14 protein-coding genes are annotated in these 19,095 nt (G+C 42.5%); 11 read left to right on the top strand and 3 right to left on the bottom strand.

What is annotated here, in order from left to right; genetic code table 11:
* Nucleotides 1-18 precede the first annotated feature (18 nt).
* Nucleotides 19-279 carry a metal-sensitive transcriptional regulator gene (locus tag J2Z37_RS13680; RefSeq protein WP_245203806.1) on the top strand — a complete coding sequence of 87 codons (261 nt, stop codon included), beginning with the start codon at nucleotides 19-21 and terminating at the stop codon, nucleotides 277-279.
* Between the two features lie 39 nt (nucleotides 280-318).
* Here J2Z37_RS13680 and J2Z37_RS13675 read toward each other — a convergent pair whose 3' ends face one another.
* Nucleotides 319-1,497 (bottom strand): DUF763 domain-containing protein, encoded by a 1,179-nt coding sequence (locus J2Z37_RS13675; RefSeq protein WP_425340326.1) that lies wholly within the window; start codon nucleotides 1,495-1,497, stop codon nucleotides 319-321.
* 493 nt (nucleotides 1,498-1,990) lie between these two features.
* On the opposite strand from J2Z37_RS13675, the gene J2Z37_RS13670 reads away from it, so the two are divergent.
* The 4 genes from J2Z37_RS13670 to J2Z37_RS13655 all read left to right on the top strand — a co-directional run bounded on the left by J2Z37_RS13670 (nucleotide 1,991) and on the right by J2Z37_RS13655 (nucleotide 6,698).
* Nucleotides 1,991-3,553, top strand: coding sequence for a Vga family ABC-F type ribosomal protection protein (locus J2Z37_RS13670; RefSeq protein ID WP_209810835.1), 1,563 nt, complete (start codon nucleotides 1,991-1,993; stop codon nucleotides 3,551-3,553).
* A gap of 349 nt (nucleotides 3,554-3,902) precedes the next feature.
* A complete protein-coding gene (locus J2Z37_RS13665) occupies nucleotides 3,903-4,532 on the top strand; it encodes a DUF2306 domain-containing protein (RefSeq protein WP_209810834.1) in 630 nt (209 codons plus the stop codon).
* Between the two features lie 19 nt (nucleotides 4,533-4,551).
* Nucleotides 4,552-6,009 (top strand): sensor histidine kinase, encoded by a 1,458-nt coding sequence (locus J2Z37_RS13660; RefSeq protein WP_209810833.1) that lies wholly within the window; start codon nucleotides 4,552-4,554, stop codon nucleotides 6,007-6,009.
* The gene (locus tag J2Z37_RS13655; protein ID WP_209810832.1) at nucleotides 6,006-6,698 is read left to right on the top strand and encodes a response regulator transcription factor; all 693 of its coding nucleotides are present in this window, start codon (nucleotides 6,006-6,008) and stop codon (nucleotides 6,696-6,698) included. Before J2Z37_RS13660 ends, J2Z37_RS13655 begins: the two co-directional genes overlap by 4 nt.
* A gap of 257 nt (nucleotides 6,699-6,955) precedes the next feature.
* On the opposite strand, the gene J2Z37_RS13650 is transcribed toward J2Z37_RS13655, so the two are convergent.
* On the bottom strand, nucleotides 6,956-7,801 hold the full coding sequence (locus J2Z37_RS13650; RefSeq protein ID WP_209810831.1) for a formate/nitrite transporter family protein: 846 nt from the start codon (nucleotides 7,799-7,801) through the stop codon (nucleotides 6,956-6,958).
* Nucleotides 7,802-8,070: 269 nt separating this feature from the next.
* On the opposite strand from J2Z37_RS13650, the gene J2Z37_RS13645 reads away from it, so the two are divergent.
* The 3 genes from J2Z37_RS13645 to lspA all read left to right on the top strand — a co-directional run bounded on the left by J2Z37_RS13645 (nucleotide 8,071) and on the right by lspA (nucleotide 9,957).
* On the top strand, nucleotides 8,071-8,406 hold the full coding sequence (locus tag J2Z37_RS13645) for a LapA family protein (protein ID WP_209810830.1): 336 nt from the start codon (nucleotides 8,071-8,073) through the stop codon (nucleotides 8,404-8,406).
* Nucleotides 8,407-8,517: 111 nt separating this feature from the next.
* Entirely contained in the window at nucleotides 8,518-9,417 is a 900-nt protein-coding gene (locus tag J2Z37_RS13640) for a TIGR01777 family oxidoreductase (protein ID WP_209810973.1), read from the top strand.
* A gap of 75 nt (nucleotides 9,418-9,492) precedes the next feature.
* Nucleotides 9,493-9,957, top strand: coding sequence for a signal peptidase II (gene lspA, locus J2Z37_RS13635; protein WP_209810829.1), 465 nt, complete (start codon nucleotides 9,493-9,495; stop codon nucleotides 9,955-9,957).
* On the opposite strand, the gene J2Z37_RS13630 is transcribed toward lspA, so the two are convergent.
* Nucleotides 9,954-10,859: a DUF2935 domain-containing protein gene (locus tag J2Z37_RS13630; RefSeq protein WP_209810828.1), complete on the bottom strand. Its 906-nt coding sequence runs from the start codon at nucleotides 10,857-10,859 to the stop codon at nucleotides 9,954-9,956. The two genes, lspA and J2Z37_RS13630, sit on opposite strands and share 4 nt — an antisense overlap.
* Before the next feature lie 326 nt (nucleotides 10,860-11,185).
* Here J2Z37_RS13630 and gltB point away from each other — a divergent pair, with 326 nt between their 5' ends.
* Genes gltB through asnB form a run of 3 tightly spaced genes read left to right on the top strand, consistent with a single transcriptional unit; the run spans nucleotide 11,186 to nucleotide 18,980 of the window.
* Nucleotides 11,186-15,706 carry a glutamate synthase large subunit gene (gltB, locus tag J2Z37_RS13625; protein WP_209810827.1) on the top strand — a complete coding sequence of 1,507 codons (4,521 nt, stop codon included), beginning with the start codon at nucleotides 11,186-11,188 and terminating at the stop codon, nucleotides 15,704-15,706.
* A 33-nt stretch (nucleotides 15,707-15,739) separates the two neighbouring features.
* Entirely contained in the window at nucleotides 15,740-17,077 is a 1,338-nt protein-coding gene (gene glnA, locus J2Z37_RS13620; RefSeq protein WP_209810826.1) for a type I glutamate--ammonia ligase, read from the top strand.
* 55 nt (nucleotides 17,078-17,132) lie between these two features.
* Entirely contained in the window at nucleotides 17,133-18,980 is a 1,848-nt protein-coding gene (gene asnB / locus J2Z37_RS13615) for an asparagine synthase (glutamine-hydrolyzing) (RefSeq protein WP_209810825.1), read from the top strand.
* The last annotated feature ends 115 nt before the right edge of the window (nucleotides 18,981-19,095 follow it).

Below are 19,095 nucleotides of genomic sequence, written 5' to 3'. Positions count from 1 at the left end.
GTATAAGGGGGTGTGGGGATGAATTACTCTGAGGATACGAAAAAACGGTTAAGACGGATTGAAGGGCAGGTAAGAGGGGTCCTTCGCATGATGGAAGAAGAAAAAAATTGTAAGGACGTTGTTAGTCAATTATCCGCCGTTCGAAATGCTGCCGATAAAGCCATTGCTTTTATTGTGGCTACCAACCTAGAGCAATGTATTCTTGAAGAACAAGAGGCTGGAAGAGATTCTTCTAAGTTGGTTCGGGAAGCAGTAGAGCTTTTAATAAAAAGCAGATAGAAGTGGAATCAAACAAAGGGAGTTCCTAGGGAACTCCCTTTATGTCTCATGTTGAGCAAGCCTGCGAAGGGCTTCAAGTTTTTCTTGATGGCCTAGTTTTGCCTTTTCTACTGCTGTGCGCAGGACTCCGAAAGAATGCTCCATGTCACGCCGTGATACGGGGAATGGGATCTTGTCCTTTCCCCCATGGGCAAATGCATAACGAACCGGGTCTTCAAAACTCGGTCGTGTACCATGGGTGATCTCGGCGACCATCGCAAGCGCTCGTAACGTGCTTGGACCGACTCCGGGTGTTTCTAATAAATTCTCATAGTTGTCGAGTGGTCGTTCGTACAGCTGGTGCAATATTTTATTTAAGTGTCGTGAAGAGGGGATAGGATGAGGGCGTGGCATCGTCATACTTGAATATATTTCTGAGCTAGTAGACGAACTACCTAAGGTATCTGGAATTTCGCTTTCCCCGGAGACAAATTCCTCATCGAACAACGAAAGCTGTTGGGGTTCCATGGATCTTGAATTGCTTTTTTTGATGGACTCAAGCACCTTCACAACGGTTTCCGGGCGTTCTTCACGGCATAGTTCAACAGAAGCTAAACGTGTTGCTTCATTATTTCGTGAAACAAGGTTTAGTACATCTTTTGCTGGCTGCCCACAGATGCCTTGATGGGGATCTTCGACATAGCTCTTAACAGATTCACTGAGCCAGTGGTACCGTCGGGCATACCGATTTTTCTCATTCATCCCTTGCTGAACAACGGTCCAGTTTCCATCGCGATCGAATACGAAGAAATGATGATAAAGTTGATACCCATCTTGCACGGCAGCGGAATCAACCTTTGCCACCATGCGGCTTGTTCGCTGCAAGCTAACAAGGTCGTTGGACAATCCATGTTTTTCGCCAGCTTGGAAGATTTCATCCGGTGTTTTCCGAGATGCTTTCCCTTTGCCCCCAGTGACAAACAGGCCCAGTTCTCCTTGTTGGTCATGCAGCCCTTCCTTGAGTGCTCCGCATAATACCGTGGTCAAACCAGAGGAATGCCAGTCAAAGCCAAGTACACTGCCGAAAGCCTGAAACCAGATCGGGTCGGATAACCGACGCAATACCTCAGTTGGACCATATTCTATCGCGATAACCTCAATCATGACAGATCCGAGTTGTTTCATTTTTTCGAAAAGCCACGGGGGACAATGTCCTCCATGTAGTGGCGTATTTGCTATTCCTGTTCGCATTGAGTACACCTCTTTTCCTGATTGGTCATGATAGGCGGAATGACTCGGTTAACCTACAAACCATGAATCGACTAAGGTTTATTATACTACAATTCAAGCTTTGAAGTTTCTGATCTCCTGGAATAGATTTTAACAGAGCTAACTATGCCTTGACTGTACCATAGGCTGGATTGACGTAACATTTGACAATCTCCAGGAGATTGTTTAAAGTGACTGTATATTAATGATCGGAAGGGTGAAACCAACGACGATGAAGTACTAATCCTATTTTTCGAAAACGATGAATGGAAGGCATTTTATAACAGAACAAGGATTCTGTTTAATTTGTTTTGCTTTCAATGGGTGTTTTCAGAATAGGATTCGTATCGATAGTTGAACCGAAATTGGGATCACCCTTTTTTGCTGTCCACACTATCCCTATGCCTCCTATTCTGAATGTAGATAGGGGGCATTTTTTGTCCCCAAAATGGGGGAGGATCTAATGAAATTAGTGGAAGCTATTCAAATCAAACACTATGTAAAAGACCGTTTGTTGTTCGATATCGATCAGATTCAAATTCATAAAGATGACAGGATAGGGTTGGTAGGGCGTAATGGCTGTGGGAAAACGACGTTGTTGAATGTATTGGCAGGGAAAATCTTACCCGAAACAGGAAACGTGATTCGTCATACTTCATGTGAACTTTTGCCACAGTTAAAACGTACGAATACAACCAAAAGCGGCGGTGAAGTGACGCAGGCTTACATTAACGAAGCACTTGTTAGAACACCGGAAATCTTATTGGCTGATGAACCAACAACAAACTTGGATACTGAGCATATGGAATGGCTAGAGAAAAAACTGATAGATTGGAAAGGGGCCTTCGTAATCGTTTCTCACGACCGTGCCTTTCTCGATGCCCTTTGCACTACCATTTGGGAGATTGATGGGACTCGAGTAAAAGTATACAAAGGCAACTATAGCGAATACGCAGAACAGAAAGAATTAGAAGTTCGGCAAAAGAAATTGGCTTTTGAAAAATATGAGGAAAAGAAAAACCAATTGGAAGAGGCACTGGAATTAAAGGTGAAAAAGGCCGAAAAGGCGACGAAAGCTCCGAAAAAAGTAAGCCCAATAGAAGCCAAAAAAACAAAACCTTACTTTGCGAAAAAACAGAAGAAGATGCAAAAGGTGGCAAAGGCCATTGAAACGAGATTAGAGAAGCTGGAAAAAGTAGAAATGGTGAAGGAAACGCCACCACTCAAGATGAATCTCCCAAACGAGGACACATTCAAGGGCCGAATCATCATTCGAGCACAGGCGGTTTCGGGTGTTATAGGCGGGCGGGTTCTTTGGAATCAAACCAGTTTTCAGGTTCGCGGAGGAGATAAGTTGGCAATTATAGGCCCGAATGGCTGTGGAAAAACAACTTTAGTAAAGAAGATCGTCTACCAAGCAGAAGGAATCACCATCTCTCCCTCGGTAAAAATAGGTTACTTTAGCCAAAACCTAAACATTCTAGATGTGGAAAAATCGACTTTGGAAAATGTCAGCTCTACTTCAAAACAGGATGAATCGCTCATCCGAATTGTACTCGCTAGACTTGGTTTCTTTCGAGATGATGTTTATAAAATGGTCGGGGTGTTAAGCGGGGGAGAACGGGTCAAAGTAGCGCTTGCAAAAATCTTTCTAAGCGATGTGAATACGTTGGTTTTGGATGAGCCGACGAATTATCTCGACCTCGAGGCAGCCAGCGCTTTGGAATCGCTGCTCAAGGAATATGAAGGAACGGTGATTTTTGTTTCCCACGACCGCCGATTTATCGAATATGTCGCAACGCGGATTTTAGCGATTCGTCATCAAAAGATTGAACTGTTTGAAGGGACATTCCAACAGTATGAGCTGGACCAACGCGTGAAAAAGAGGGATACCAAAGAAGATCAGCGGCTTGTACTGGAAACGAAAATATCAGAAGTACTTAGTCGGTTAAGCATTGAGCCTAGTGAAGAATTAGAGAAGGAGTTTCAATTGCTTTTGCAGGAAAAGCGGAAATTGAGTAAATAATCCCCTCATGATTCGGACTGAAAACCTAGTGTTCCGGCTAACTGAGTCCGAATCCCCTATGATTCGGACTGACCCCCTTGTGTTCTGGCTAACTGAGTCCGAATCCCCTCATGATTCGGACTGAAACCCTGGTGATCCGGCTAACTGAGTCCGAATCCCCTCATGATTCGGACTGAACCCCTAGTGATCCGGCTAACTGAGTCCGAATCCCTTCATGATTCGGACTGAACCCCTTATGATCCCGTTAATCGAGTCCGAATCCCCCACTTTTTATACTTTTTTTAGATTTCCTTATGAGTTGGTTTATAAACGAGTATTAATATGAATCACAGAAGGAGGTGTAAATCTAGTGAAACCTAAAAAAAGTTGGTGGGTCCTCTTCGTGGTATCTTTGGGTGTCGTTATTCCCTTTTCGGCTCCTTATTTCACGTTGGATCCCGCTTATAGCCGTGTCAAGTTTTCCTCAACGGCCATTCAATTTCCTTTACTAGTAACCCATATTATAACGGCATGTGTTGCTCTATTAACTGGTTTCTTGCAATTTATTGATCGCTTTCGTATTAAGAAACCTAAGGTTCATCGTTACCTTGGACGGGTGTATGTAGGCAGTGTTTTTATAAGCGGATTGATCGCTTTGGTTTATTTCTTTTATGTTGAAGACCTTTCAAAAGCAACTTCTTTTCTTGCTCTCTCGCTTTTATGGCTGTTCACTTGCTGGAAAGGGTATCGGACTGCTGTGAGGAGGGATTTCGATGAACATCGTAAATGGATGATTCGGAGTTTCGCTGTCACGTTAGTGGCGGTAAGTGGAAGAATCATTGTGCCGATTCTGCTATTGATGGTCTTTTTGCTCAATGGCTTTTCCCTACCAGGGGACATAAAAGCAACGGTAGATGAAATGTTGAAATTCAATATATGGATAGGAATAATTGTCAATTTTATTATAGTCGAATGGATTATACTTAAACCGATAGGGTAAAAATGAAGGAGCTTTGATCATGTCCATCAAGATAAGACTGTTGCTTTCCTATATCGCCATGACGTTCATACCCGTCCTGCTTATTGCTCTGATTGCGACCACTTTGGTTCCCCTCTACTTTGGGGCAGGTGGGGAGACCAAGATGCCAGCTTTCTGGGAGCTTTCCAATCAACGAAAAGAGTTGACCGGTGGCATTAAATTTATGGCACAAACAGCCCCGAACCGATTTACGGACCCTGCCTTTTTAAAAAATATAGACAAACAACTCAATCAAGTGAAGTCGGCTCTCGTGGTCAAGAAGCAGGAGAAGTTGATTTTTGTTTCGGAAGTTGTTGATACCTCTAATCTGGATGCCCTACTGAAGCAATTTCAACAGGAGCCAGCTCAGCCGCCGTGGGAAAGAAGGGTGAATGGGCGCTATTCTGTAGAACAATATAACATCACCTTCAGCGATCAAAGTACCGGGACGGTATACGTCATTTCTGATTGGAACCAATTCTATGAAGGGGCAAGTAGATTTTTTCCGCTCCTCTTGCTTTCCTTACTGATTGTGGTAGGGATTACAAATGGAATTTTAACATTATTAGTTTCTAGAAGTATTATCAGACCCCTATTTTCCTTAAAAAAAGCGGCAGACCAAATCAAAGAGGGAAACCTTGACCATACGGTCGATCTGAAACGAAAAGATGAGATTGGTAAACTAGGGGCTGCATTTGAAGAGATGCGGATCCGTTTAAAGGAGTCAATCCATCTGCAACTGCAGTATGAAGAAAACCGCAAAGAATTGATCGCAAGTATGACTCACGACTTAAAAACACCGATCACTGGCATCAAAGCTTGTGTGCAAGGCATCCAGGAAGGGATCGTGGATACGGAGCAAAAGCGAGAAAAATATATGAACATGATTGCGGGAAAAGCAGAAGAGATGGATCAGTTAATCGATGAATTAATGCTGTACTCCAAGCTTGATCTGAGAAGGCTGCCGTTTCACTTTGAAGAGATGGACCTAGCTGCTTATCTACAGGATGGTGTGGATGAACTGCGCTATGATCCCCGTATGGAAAACGTTCAAATCTCGTTCATTCCCACAAGCAATCAAACCGTTCCGGTCACCGCAGACCGTGACAAGCTGCACCGAGTCTTCATGAACATCGTTGAAAACAGCTTGAAGTATATGAATAAGGAACAGAAGGAAATTTGTGTTGAATTAATCGATGAAAAGGAAGAGGCCATTGTTCGGATCCGGGATAACGGACCAGGAATTGAGGATTCGGCCTTGCCGCAGATTTTCAACAGGTTCTATCGGACCGAGCCTTCTAGAAATTCAGAAACGGGTGGGACAGGTCTTGGCCTTGCTATCGTCAAACAAATTATCGAAGGCCACGGTGGACGCGTTTGGGCGGAGAGCAAAATGGGGGAAGGAACAAGCATTTATTTCACTTTACCAAAGAGTGAACAAAGGGGTGAAGATGAATGAAACAGATTCTGATCATAGAAGATGATCAGGTGATTGTGGAAGTAGAAAAAGATTATTTGTCAGCGGGCGGTTTTCAGGTAGAGATCGCAACGAATGGGGATCTCGGTTTGAGAAAGGCTCTTGAGAACGAGTTTGATCTCATTATACTTGATCTTATGTTGCCGGGTATGGATGGGTTTGAAATCTGCAGGCAAATTCGTCTTGTCAAAAACATTCCCATTCTCATGGTTTCCGCAAAAAAAGAAGATATTGATAAAATCCGTGGACTCGGACTTGGCGCAGATGATTATATGACCAAACCTTTTAGTGTTGCAGAATTGGTGGCAAGGGTGAAAGCTCATCTATCCCGCTACGATCGTTTAGTGCAGGATAACCGTGTGGCACCATCTGAAGATATCCGATTGCGCGGAATCCGGATCGAAAAAGGGTCTCGGAAAGTTTACGTCAATGAAAAAGAAACCCCACTCACTTCCAAGGAGTATGACTTGCTTTTGTTTCTCGCATCCCATCCGAACCGAGTGTTTACCAAGGATGAATTGTTTGAAAGAATATGGGGATTGGATTCCTTGGGAGACATTGCGACGGTGACTGTCCATATAAGCAAATTGCGAGAAAAAATTGAAACAGCCCCCGCAAAGCCGCAGTATATTGAGACGATTTGGGGTGTGGGGTATCGGTTTAATGTTTGACATCTCCTTATTACCCCCCCAGCCTAAAAGGTTTGGGGGGTTTTTGGTGCTTAATCTCTTGCTGGACTCCATATGGCCGAGATGAGTCCACCGAGAAAAAGCATGGCAGTGGCCACTCCCGCCATCCAACCGATATAGGGGAGTTGAATCAGAATGTAGTTTGGTATGTCATGGTATTTCTATTATAGCTGAAAAACGCTTGGGAATCTCCAAGCGTTTTTGGGGTTTAATTTTGGTGTTTTTACCTTGCATGAAAGTTACAAAGCCTGATCCTTCAGAGGACTCTGATGAATGGTAGGCACCTTCTCGAGATGTGCATTTTTCTTTCTATAAACCAAGTGAAGGGCTAACCCGGTAAAGACAAACCCTCCAAAAAAGTTTCCAATGGTTACTGGAATTTGATTCCATAACCACCAATCACTAAAACTGATGTCTGCCCCCATCATCATGGCTGTTGGAATGAGAAACATGTTTACCACGGCGTGCTCAAACCCCTGAGCAAAAAACAGAAAGACGGGGAGCCACATAGCCGCGATTTTCCCAATGGTCGAACTAGAAACGAAAGCCATGAAGGCCCCTAATGTGACCATCCAATTACATAGAATGGCCTTTGTGATGACAATAATCATCCCATCTTTTCCTAGCTCTTTATAAAGAAGGGTTTTCCCCTCAGCGACAGTAATAATTTTTTGGATGATTTCACTTTCACTAATATGCCCTAGTTTTGTTGCAGAGATATAGAATAGGGCCCCATACAAGATGCTTCCCAACAGATTTCCAACAAAAGCCCAAAAGAAGTTGTAGGCGATGTTTTTACTGGAAGTAAGGCCTTTTAATCTAGCAAGTGGCAACATGGCAAAATTTCCTGTGACTAACTCAAGACCTAATAATAGAATGAGGACAAAACCGACAGGAAAAACCAGGGCACCAATAATGCCAAGTTTTGATTCGGTTGCTGCCGTATAAGCGAGCGTTGTAGAAAATCCCAAGAAAGCTCCGGAAAGCACTCCTTTAACTAAAATATCTTTGATTGACAAAGTAGATTTATAGGCGCCTGTATGAGCAACATCCTCAACCAATTGAGTAGGTTTAATATAATCCAAGATCATTCCTCCATATCCCTATTAATATTATTAGGCTCTGTTCATATTTTAAGGAGGAGAAGTATGATATTCAAGAATTATTTACAAAAAATGACAATTTACTCATTTGTAAAGTGTTAACCGTGAATAAAGTTTATATATAAAAAAATAAAAGGGCAAGAACAAGTACAGATTAAATGGGATTAAATTCAAAATGTAATTGTTTTATTGTCTTCATTAGAATGCATATGGTATAGTTTACTAAATTGTAGAAGGAGAAATATCATAGCATGAAATACCAATGGAATCTTGTCTTAGCCCTTTTATTTGCCTTGATTGTCGCTCTTTTTTCACTTGCGAATACCACACCTGTTTCCGTTAATTATTTGTTCGGGTCTAAAGAAATACCTTTAGTTCTCGTTATCATCTTATCGTCCTTTTTAGGAGGTATTGCTATTGGTTTAGTTAGCACTTTTTTCTATATGAAATTGAAATGGAAACTTTATAAAGTTGAAAAAGAATTGCAACAAAGGCGGGAAATAGTTGATCAAAATGAGGTCAGCGAGGAAATAAATAGCCCTTCGGAAGAAACGCCATTATTAGAACCTGAACAAAATAACCCTTAAGCATATCTGCAACCGATAGGTTTCATTACCTGTGGTTGCATTTTTTATGTTTTGTTTTACGGAAATGGAACCATTTGTATCACTGTTTCGTCATCTATACGAGGAGGGATGATCGTGAAAAAAATAGTATTAGCAGGTGGAACTGGCTTTATTGGCACTTATTTTGAAAAAAATTTTAAAGAAATGGGATATGTGGTGAAAATCATATCAAGACAGAAAAAGCACATTTCTTGGGAAGATAAAGCAGGGATCGTAGAGGCTTTGGAAAACGCAGAGATCCTTATTAATCTAGCTGGAAGATCAGTCAATTGTCGATATAATGAAACAAATAAGAAAGAGATTTTAGATTCAAGGGTTCGAACAACTACTTTACTCGGTGAATCCATATTGAAGTGCAAAAATCCACCTAAGATTTGGGTGAATTCCAGTACTGCAACCATTTACCGTCACGCTGAAGACCGCCCAATGACAGAAGAACATGGGGAAATTGGTTCAGGATTCTCCGTTGAGGTGGCAAAGGTATGGGAGAAAACTTTTTTTAATATTAAGCTGCCTAAAACAAGGAAAATAGCATTGCGCATTGCCATCGTCTTAGGTCCAGATGGAGGAGTGATGGTTCCGTACAAAAATTTGACTAGATTTGGCCTAGGTGGAATCCAAGGGACCGGCAACCAAAAATTCAGTTGGATCCATGTGGAGGATTTGTTTCAGATTATACTCTTCTTAAAGGATAGAGAAGACCTAGAAGGGGGTTTTAACTGCTCCTCACCAGGGCCTGTAAGTAACCGCGAACTCATGCAGGAATTACGAAGGGTGATGAATGTTCCGTTCGGACTACCTTCTCCTAAATGGATGTTAGAATTGGGAGCGGTATTTATCAAAACAGAAACTGAATTGGTACTAAAAAGTCGGTGGGTCCTCCCGGAGAGGCTAGAGCGCGAAGGATATGTGTTTAAATTCGGTACGCTTCAGGATACCCTTGAAAGCATAGTTAATTACAAAAACGTTTAGAGTCTTTAATAAAGATTATCAAGGACAAATCCCACACGGAGAGCATGGGAAAAGTCCTTGATAAGGGGGGATGACGTGCGCTTTTACATTCTAGCAATCCTGGTTATTCTGTTCGACCAGGCATCAAAGATCTGGATTCGTTTTCATTTTGCCGTGGGTGAACAAATGGAAGTATGGCCGGGTATTCTGTATCTTATCCGATATGAAAATGCCGGGATTGCCTTCAGCATGCTGCAAGGGTATGGACGACTTTTTGTTCCGATTGCTGTTCTTGTAGTGGCCTTCATTTTATATTATCGGTCCCAATTGAAAACAAAGGGGATTATTGTGGACTTGGGAACTGCTTTGCTTGTGGGTGGAGCGATTGGTAATGCCATTGATCGGGTTCTATATAACCAAGTCACGGATTTTATTCATTTCAATTGGAACCATGGGATACTGAATTTAGCTGATTATGCGATTAATCTAGGGATTATATTATTTTTAATTGATAATTTTTTTCTTCGAAGAAATAGGACGAAACAGCATGAAGGAGACTAGCACCCTTCTTCTTCCTTCTGTTTTCTTTTTAATCTTTCCTCCAAAGCATGAATCAGGAATAAAAAGTGCTCCGCTTCACGCACCACATGGTCGGCTAACAAGGGGTCTATCACGTTTCGAATCTGACAGGTTTTGATTAATTCAAGCCCTGTCTTTTTAAAGTTTCTTAAATCTGTAGTCGCGTTTTCACTGTCTTTGTTCATTTTGCCGATGATAGGGTAGGTTGGCTTCTTCTGATATAGCATAGATTCCACATCTCTTGCCTGGTTCAATAACACTTCAAAATCATCCCCGAACTTCCGCGCGGTAAGTATCAAATTTCGCTCCGATTGGTCCAGTAAAGAGGCGATAAACCGGGAATGTTCCATCATGATGCGGAGCCAAAAGACGTTTTCATGGATAATCGCATCTTGTACGGGTTCAAGTATTCCTTGATTGAATTTTTGCAGGCTGCTCATAAAATATTCGGCTTCACGGGCAACATGGTCAATCAGGAGGGGAAAATTGAAGCCGAGTATTTTGCAATTGATTACAAGAATGAGCAGATTCCTCTTGAAATTCCGAAATCCATAAACCAATTGAATACTATCTTCATTTAATTTTCTAACAGCCTCGACATTCTCAGGTGTTTGGTGTGCTCTTCTCTCCTGATGTTCAAAGTAATGTTGGAAGCGGTCAACTTGTTGAATTAAATCCTTGTCATGCCGGCTCATCCCTTCTCCAAGGAAATAGGCATGTTCCTTCATAATCCGAAGCCAAAATTTATTCTCTGTCAATGAACGTTCGATAAACATCTGTTCGGAAAGGGACTCAATGGGTGCAGCTTGCTGCTCAGGTGGCAACAGCATAGCTCTTTGGCGGTCAAGGACAAAATGTCCAGGGACATTAGGTTGGTTATACATTTCAATACCCCTTTTTAATAGAAATATAGGCTAATGCAACATATTCGTGGTTCCATTTTTAGTGCCTACTTCATTAGAAAATGGGCGGAAGAGAAGGAGGGGACAATGTGGTTTGTTATTAAATGATTTGGCAAAGGATCTCTCAAAAAGCTATGTGCTTATCCTCTTTTATACAATTGATACCGAAATTAGATCGTTTTAATAAATACTTTATATTATTCAGAACGGTGAGTGTGTAATATAATAAAAAACACGAATAGTTCGATATAAATGGGAAAACAGATGGACTTTGCTAAAAAATGAAACAAAAATTGAGGGGTGAAAGAATGCTGCATAATAAACTACCGATGAAACAGGGGCTTTATGATCCCTCTTTTGAACATGATGCTTGTGGTATTGGCTTCATAGCTAATCTAAAAGAAGGTGCTTCACATCTTCCTGTAAAACAGGGAATATCCATGCTTTGCCGGTTAGAACACCGAGGGGCTCAAGCGGGTGATTCAGGTTCAGGTGATGGAGCTGGGATTTTGACACAAATTCCGCATTCATTTTTCCAAAATGATTGTTCGCAATTCAGCATAAAGGAACCAGGAAGTTATGGAGTCGGGATGGTATTTCTACCTCATGATGAAGAAATTAGAGCCCGGTGTGAAGAAGTATTGAATCGGGTGATAGAAGAGGAAGGTCAAGAGCTCTTAGGCTGGCGTACCGTTCCTGTTAACGATTCTTGCCTAGGGAAAGCGGCTAAAACAAGCCAGCCTTTCATTCGCCAAGTTTTTATTGGGAGGGGCAAGGAGCACAGAGACGAAGAATTATTTGAAAGAAAATTGTATATCATTAGAAAACGGTCGAAAAAAGAGATACATGATAGAGGGGTGGCTAAGGACGGAACTTTTTATGTTGCCAGTCTATCGGCAAGAACGATTGTATATAAGGGAATGCTGACCCCGGATCAATTAGAAAAATATTATCTGGATTTACAAAATGAAGCTTATCAATCCTCCTTTTCTCTTGTTCATTCCCGCTACAGTACAAATACGTTTCCTAGTTGGGAAAGAGCCCATCCAAACCGGATGCTGATTCATAATGGAGAGATCAATACGGTGAATGGCAATATCAATTGGATACGTGCGCGGGAAAACCGAATGGAATCATCCCTTTTTGGGGAAAAGTTGAAAGATATCATGCCAATTATTGATGAAGATGGCAGTGATTCATCTTCTTTTGATAATTGTCTTGAATTTTTAACACGTTCAGGTCGTTCTTTGCCTCATGCAGCGATGATGATGGTCCCAGAGCCATGGGAGAAAAATGATTCCATGGATGATTCTCTAAAAGCCTTCTATGAATTTCACAGCCATTTAATGGAACCATGGGACGGACCGGCGGCATTTGCCTTTACAGATGGGCTTCAAATTGGAGCGATGCAGGATCGCAACGGCCTTCGACCCGCTCGTTACTATGTGACCGTTGATGGAACGATCATTTTTGCCTCGGAAGTCGGTGTCATCGATATTGAGCCCGATCAGATCCTCGAAAAAGGAAGATTAAGTCCAGGGAAAATGCTTCTAGTGGATTTAAAAGAAGGGCGCATCATCCCGGATGAAGAGGTGAAGACAACTATTTCACAGGCGTATCCATACCGTCAATGGCTGGATGAAAAGTGTACGCAAATCCATCAATTGGAGGCTCCAATAGGGGAACAAAAAAACAAGGATTTCCCTCTATTTAGGTACCAGCAAGCTTTTGGCTATACGGTGGAAGAATTAAAGAAAGTTCTTGGAGTCATTGGTGATGAAGGGAAAGAACCGATTAATTCCATGGGCCATGACTCACCTTTAGCCGTCCTATCGAATCGTTCGCAGCTTCTATACAACTATTTTAAACAGCTATTTGCCCAAGTGACGAATCCGCCGATTGATGCAATCCGGGAAAAGTATGTCACATCAAGCTTAACTTTCCTTGGAGCTGAGGGGAATCTTCTCAATGTAAAGGAAGACAGCTGCCGTCGGATCAAGCTAGAAACCCCTATTATCGTCAATCAAGAATTGGCTAAGATTCGTGGAAATAACGATTCAGCATTTAAGACCATGACATTTCCGATTACCTTTGCTGCGGAGGGTGGAGAAGACGCATTAGAAAAAGCATTGGATCAGCTGTTTGGCAAAGTAGATGAAGCCATCGAGCAGGGAGTTTCTCTGATTATCTTGTCTGATCAAGGGCTGAGTCGTCATGTTGCAGCCATTCCTGCTTTGCTTGCGGTTAGTGGACTTCATCATCATTTGGTGCGCCAAGGAACACGGACGAAAGTCAGCCTGATTGTTGAAACAGGCGAGGCGCGTGATGTACATCAGTTATCTATGCTTGTCGGCTATGGGGCGGATGCTATCAATCCTTATCTAGCACAAGTGACCTTGCAGGAGATGGCTGAAAAGGGAGAACTTGGTGAAGGAATGGATGCATTCCAAGCTGTTCAAAACTATGTGAAAGCCATGACAAGTGGCATGATCAAGATTCTTTCCAAAATGGGAATCTCAACCATCCAAAGTTATCGGGGAGCACAAATTTTTGAAGCCATTGGGATTGATCAAACTGTTATTAATCGGTATTTTACTGGAACAACTTCTGCGATCGGCGGAATTAAGCTTCATACGATTGCGGAGGAAACATTAATGAGGCATCGATTGGCATTTGCTGAGCAAGAGGTTCCACTTGAGGCAGGGAGTGAATTTCAATATCGGAAAAATGGAGAAATCCATGCCTTGAATCCGGAAATTATCCGTATGCTGAAAGTCGCTTGCCAAACGAATGATTATGATTTGTATAAAAAGTATGCAGAAAAAGCAAATGAAGACCAGCTCATTTTCATACGGGACTTATTTACCTTTGAAAATTCACCTTCTAATCCTAGTATTCCAATCGAAGAAGTTGAATCTGTAGAATCCATTGTTCGCCGATTTAAAACAGGGGCTATGTCCTATGGTTCACTAAGCCAAGAAGCCCATGAAACTTTAGCGATCGCTATGAATCGTCTAGGTGGGAAAAGCAACAGTGGGGAAGGTGGAGAACACCCGGATCGGTATCTCTCGGATGCAAACGGGGATTCTCGATGCAGTAAGATTAAACAGGTGGCTTCTGGACGATTTGGGGTAACGAGTCATTATTTAGTGAATGCGGAAGAAATTCAAATCAAAATAGCTCAAGGTGCCAAACCGGGTGAAGGTGGGCAGCTTCCCGGTCATAAGGTCTATCCTTGGATTGCGGAAGTCCGCGGTTCCACTCCAGGTGTCGGTTTAATTTCGCCACCGCCGCATCATGATATTTATTCGATTGAGGATTTGGCACAACTGATTCATGATTTAAAAAATGCCAACCCAAAGGCAAGAATCAGTGTCAAATTAGTTGCTAAGGCAGGGGTAGGAACGATTGCGGCAGGTGTTGCCAAAGGTTTGGCAGACGTTATTTTAATAAGTGGTTATGACGGCGGAACAGGGGCGGCGCCGAGATCAAGCATAAAACATGCAGGCATCCCTTGGGAAATTGGTTTATCAGAAACCCATCAAACCCTTGTCTTAAATGGATTGAGGGATCGGGTGGTATTGGAAGCCGATGGGAAAATGATGACGGGCCGAGATATTGTTATGGCGACGTTACTCGGAGCTGAAGAATATGGATTTGCCACAACCGCCCTAGTGGTTTTGGGCTGTGTCCTTGTTCGACAATGTCACCTGAATACCTGTCCTGTAGGGATTGCCACACAGGATCCAGAATTACGTAAGAAGTTTTTAGGAAAACCGGAACATGTCGAAGCCTTCATGCGATTTATTGCACAGGATGTCCGTGAAATTATGGCCCAATTAGGTTTCCGGACAGTAATTGAAATGGTCGGACGGACTGATTTATTGATCCAGAGCGATAAAGCAAAATCCCATTGGAAAGCGAAAGACCTGGATTTATCAAAGGTTCTTTATCAACCATCTGCTTCTCCAAAGACCGGTTTATACCATCAGAAAAAACAGGAACATGGACTTGAAAATTCACTTGATTATAAAAGTATATTAGAAGTTTGTAGACCTGCACTTGAAAGGCAGCAAAAAGTAAGAGCAAGTTTCCCAATTGAAAATATCAACCGGACGGTCGGTACTCTTTTGGGCAGTGAGATTTCGAGAAAATATGGCGCGAAGGGTCTTGTTGAGGACACCATCCAACTTCAATTTACGGGCTCAGCAGGTCAAAGCTTTGGTTCCTTCTTACCCAAAGGGGTAACAGTTACCCTTGAAGGGGATGCCAATGACTATATCGGTAAAGGGTTGTCTGGAGGGAAAATCATCGTCACTCCATCTACTAAATCTATTTTTAAACCGGAAGAAAATACGATCATAGGTAATGTTGCCTTCTACGGGGCAACTTCCGGAGAGGCTTATATTCGCGGGCTTGCGGGTGAACGATTCGGTGTGAGGAATAGCGGGGTTCAAGCAGTTGTGGAAGGAATAGGCGACCATGGCTGTGAGTATATGACCGGTGGATGCGTGGTTGTACTCGGCCCTGTGGGTAAGAATTTTGCGGCAGGGATGTCAGGTGGGATTGCCTATGTATTTGCCGAAGACTTAGAGGAGTTCCGCCAGCAGTGTAATCTTGGACTAATCGACTTGGATCCATTGGAAGAAGATGAAGACAAAGCGAAACTCAGAAAGCTTATTCAAAATCACTATGATTATACAGGCAGTACTCGTGCTGCCTCGATGCTGCATCATTGGAAGGAAAACCTCTCAAAATGGGTAAAAGTCATTCCAAAAGAGTATAAGCGAATTTTGCAGCTCAATTTAGTAGATACTTTAACGAAATGAAAATGAAATTCTTTAAAAATAGGGAGGAATAGGATGAAACGGTCATATACAAAAGAACAAATTATAGAAATGGTTAAAGAACAAAATGTGCGATTTATTCGTTTGCAATTTACAGACTTATTCGGAATAATCAAGAATGTTGAAATTCCAGTGAGCCAATTGGATAAAGCATTAAGTAATAAAATGATGTTTGATGGTTCATCTATTGAAGGGTTTGTCCGTATTGAGGAGTCGGATATGTATCTGTTTCCGGATCTGGACACCTTTGTTATCTTCCCGTGGACGGCGGAAAAAGGGAAAGTGGCCCGTTTGATCTGTGATATCCATTATCCAGATGGAACACCGTTTGAAGGGGATCCGCGCAATAACCTAAAAAGAGTATTAAATGAAATGAGAGAACTTGGGTTTACTGATTTTAATGTAGGGCCTGAGCCTGAATTCTTCCTCTTTAAGTTAAATGCGGAAGGTAAACCTACCCTTGAATTAAATGACCAAGGCGGATATTTTGATTTTGCTCCAACTGATCTTGGTGAAAACTGCCGCCGTGATATTGTATTAGAGCTTGAAGAAATGGGCTTCGATATCGAAGCCTCTCATCACGAAGTTGCTCCAGGGCAGCACGAGATCGATTTTAAGTATCAAAATGCTTTGAAAGCATGTGATGATATTCAAACCTTTAAGCTGGTTGTTAAAACAGTCGCCCGCAAACACGGACTGCATGCTACATTCATGGCCAAACCATTGTTTGGAATCAATGGATCTGGTATGCACTGCAACCTATCTTTATTTAAAGGTGAGGTCAATGCGTTCTTTGATGAAAGTGGTGATCTGCAACTGAGTGATACAGCCAGACATTTTATCGCTGGGATTTTGGCCCATGTACCAAATTTCACCGCCATTACCAATCCGACGGTGAATTCGTACAAACGTCTAGTTCCGGGATATGAAGCCCCTTGTTACGTGGCATGGTCAGCAAAAAACAGAAGCCCGCTGATTCGAATCCCGGCATCGCGCGGATTGGGCACCCGTGTTGAGGTCCGCAGTGTAGATCCGTCAGCCAACCCTTATTTAGCAATGGCTGTGCAACTTGCAGCAGGCTTAGACGGAGTGAAACAGAAATTAACCCCACCGGCACCAGTCGACCGTAATATATACGTGATGACGAGACAAGAACGAGTAGAAAACGGGATCGTTGACCTACCTTCTACACTAGCCGAAGCACTGAAAAACTTACAGGAAGACGAAGTTATGAAGGGGGCTTTAGGAAGCCATATTTTAGAGCATTTTGTAGAAGCAAAAGAAATTGAATGGGATATGTTCCGCCTGACAGTACACCCTTGGGAAAGGGAACAGTATATGTCACAGTATTAATAGAATCAAAAATTTTGTGGCCAAGGGAAAAATTCTGTGTGAAAGAGTGATGACAATGTGTGGAATAACAGGATGGATCGATTGGCAGAAGGACTTAAATCAGCAAGTATGGATTGCCCAAAAGATGGCGCAAACCCTATCAAAGCGCGGGCCGGATGCTTCGAATATATTTCGAGGAAGGCATGTTCTGCTAGGTCACACAAGACTCATTGTTGTCGATCCAGATGGAGGAACCCAGCCGATGACAAAGTCAAGGAATGGGCTAGTCTATACGATTGTGTACAATGGAGAGCTCTATAATACGGAAGAATTACGTCGGGAATTAGTTGTCAGAGGTCACATATTTAGTTCCCATTCAGATACGGAAGTGCTGTTAGCTTCTTATATGGAATGGGGAGAACAGTGTGTAGAGTATTTGAACGGCATTTTTGCTTTTGCTGTATGGGATCATCAACAGGAGAAGCTATTTATGGCGAGAGATCGGCTTGGGGTGAAACCCTTATTTTACAAGGAAAGTGGCGGTTCGTTCTTGTTTGGTTCTGAACTAAAAGCGATACTGGCACATCCTGATGTGAAAGCAGAAGTAGATCGGGAAGGACTGCAAGAGATATTTGCGTTGGGTCCTTCCCGGACCCCTGGTCACGGTGTTTTTCGAGGAATGAAAGAATTGCGACCGGCGCATGTTCTAATCTATGACCGTAACGGCTTACAGATTAAACGTTATTGGAATGTAAATAGTAAAAAACATCATCATTCATTAGAGGAAACAGTGGAGCAGGTAAGATTTCTTGTGAAAGATGCGGTTGTTCGGCAATTGCTTGCCGATGTTCCTGTGTGTACCTTCCTGTCAGGAGGGATTGATTCAAGTGCAATTAGTGCCATAGCTGCAGGGCATTTCAAGGAAAAAGGCAACGGAACATTGCATACCTATTCCATTGATTATGAGCGTAATCATGAATTTTTTGTCAGCAGCCTGTTTCAGCCGGATGAAGATGGTCCATGGATTAAACAAGTGTCACAGTATTTAGGGGTAGCACATCATGGTGAAGTCATAGATAATGCGCTTCTTGCTGCACGTTTGGAAGATGCGGTGAAGGCGCGGGATTTACCAGGTATGGCTGATGTGGATTCCTCGTTATTATGGTTTTGTGAGCAAATCAAACGAGATTATACGGTAGCTCTATCAGGCGAATGCGCGGATGAGATTTTTGGCGGATATCCATGGTTTTATAAGGAAGAGCTACTGCAAGCAGAGCAATTTCCCTGGATGAAATCAGAAAAAGAAAGACATCAACTGCTCTTACCGCACTGGCAGAAAAATCTGGATTTAAAAGGCTATCTGAGAGATCGTTATCATCAAACAATAGAGGAGGTTCCGCAATTAGAAGGGGAAAGCCCTTTAGAAGCACGTCGTCGGGAAATGTTTTATTTAAATATGGTCTGGTTCATGTCCACTTTGTTAGAGCGAAAAGATCGTATGAGCATGGGCGCAAGCTTGGAAGTGCGCGTTCCGTTTGCTGACCACCGAATCGTAGAATACGCATGGAACATACCATGGGAAATGAAAATGCTAGCTGGCCGGGAAAAGGGAATTTTACGAAAAGCCCTAGAAGGAATTCTTCCGCACGATGTTCTATACCGCAAGAAAAGTCCCTACCCTAAAACACACCACCCAGAGTATATGAAACATGTCAAAAGAATGTTGACCCAAATTCTTCAAACCAAATCATCCCCTCTTCTTGAACTCGTCTCCAAACAAAAAGTAGAAGATATCATCCATTCAGATGGGTCATCCTTCAGAGCCCCATGGTTTGGCCAGCTCATGACAGGCCCTCAGCTTATCGCCCACTTGGTACAAATGAATATGTGGCTAGAATTATATGATGTGAATATCGTTGAATAGCAAGTAAGAATAGTGTTTTGTTTCAATACAGGGACTCGTTAAGTCCCTGTATTGCATATGTTGTCCCGTTTGGGTATAATGATGACTAGTTTCCTAAAGAGTGTTTTATTTCCAG

The sequence above is a fragment of the Ammoniphilus resinae genome, assembly GCF_017873965.1.
Lineage (GTDB): Bacteria > Bacillota > Bacilli > Aneurinibacillales > RAOX-1 > Ammoniphilus_A > Ammoniphilus_A resinae.
Note: the sequence above shows the minus strand (reverse complement) of the source record. Positions and strands in the feature narration are given on the sequence as shown.

What these genes read in the sequence shown, in the direction of transcription:
- J2Z37_RS13670 (WP_209810835.1), top strand. Translation starts at nt 1,991, where the DNA reads ATGAAATTAGTGGAAGCTATTCAAATCAAACACTATGTAAAAGACCGT.
- J2Z37_RS13655 (WP_209810832.1), top strand. Translation starts at nt 6,006, where the DNA reads ATGAAACAGATTCTGATCATAGAAGATGATCAGGTGATTGTGGAAGTA.
- asnB (WP_209810825.1), top strand. Translation starts at nt 17,133, where the DNA reads ATGTGTGGAATAACAGGATGGATCGATTGGCAGAAGGACTTAAATCAG.
- J2Z37_RS13630 (WP_209810828.1), bottom strand. Translation starts at nt 10,859, where the DNA reads ATGTATAACCAACCTAATGTCCCTGGACATTTTGTCCTTGACCGCCAA.
- J2Z37_RS13660 (WP_209810833.1), top strand. Translation starts at nt 4,552, where the DNA reads ATGTCCATCAAGATAAGACTGTTGCTTTCCTATATCGCCATGACGTTC.
- J2Z37_RS13645 (WP_209810830.1), top strand. Translation starts at nt 8,071, where the DNA reads ATGAAATACCAATGGAATCTTGTCTTAGCCCTTTTATTTGCCTTGATT.
- gltB (WP_209810827.1), top strand. Translation starts at nt 11,186, where the DNA reads ATGCTGCATAATAAACTACCGATGAAACAGGGGCTTTATGATCCCTCT.
- J2Z37_RS13680 (WP_245203806.1), top strand. Translation starts at nt 19, where the DNA reads ATGAATTACTCTGAGGATACGAAAAAACGGTTAAGACGGATTGAAGGG.
- glnA (WP_209810826.1), top strand. Translation starts at nt 15,740, where the DNA reads ATGAAACGGTCATATACAAAAGAACAAATTATAGAAATGGTTAAAGAA.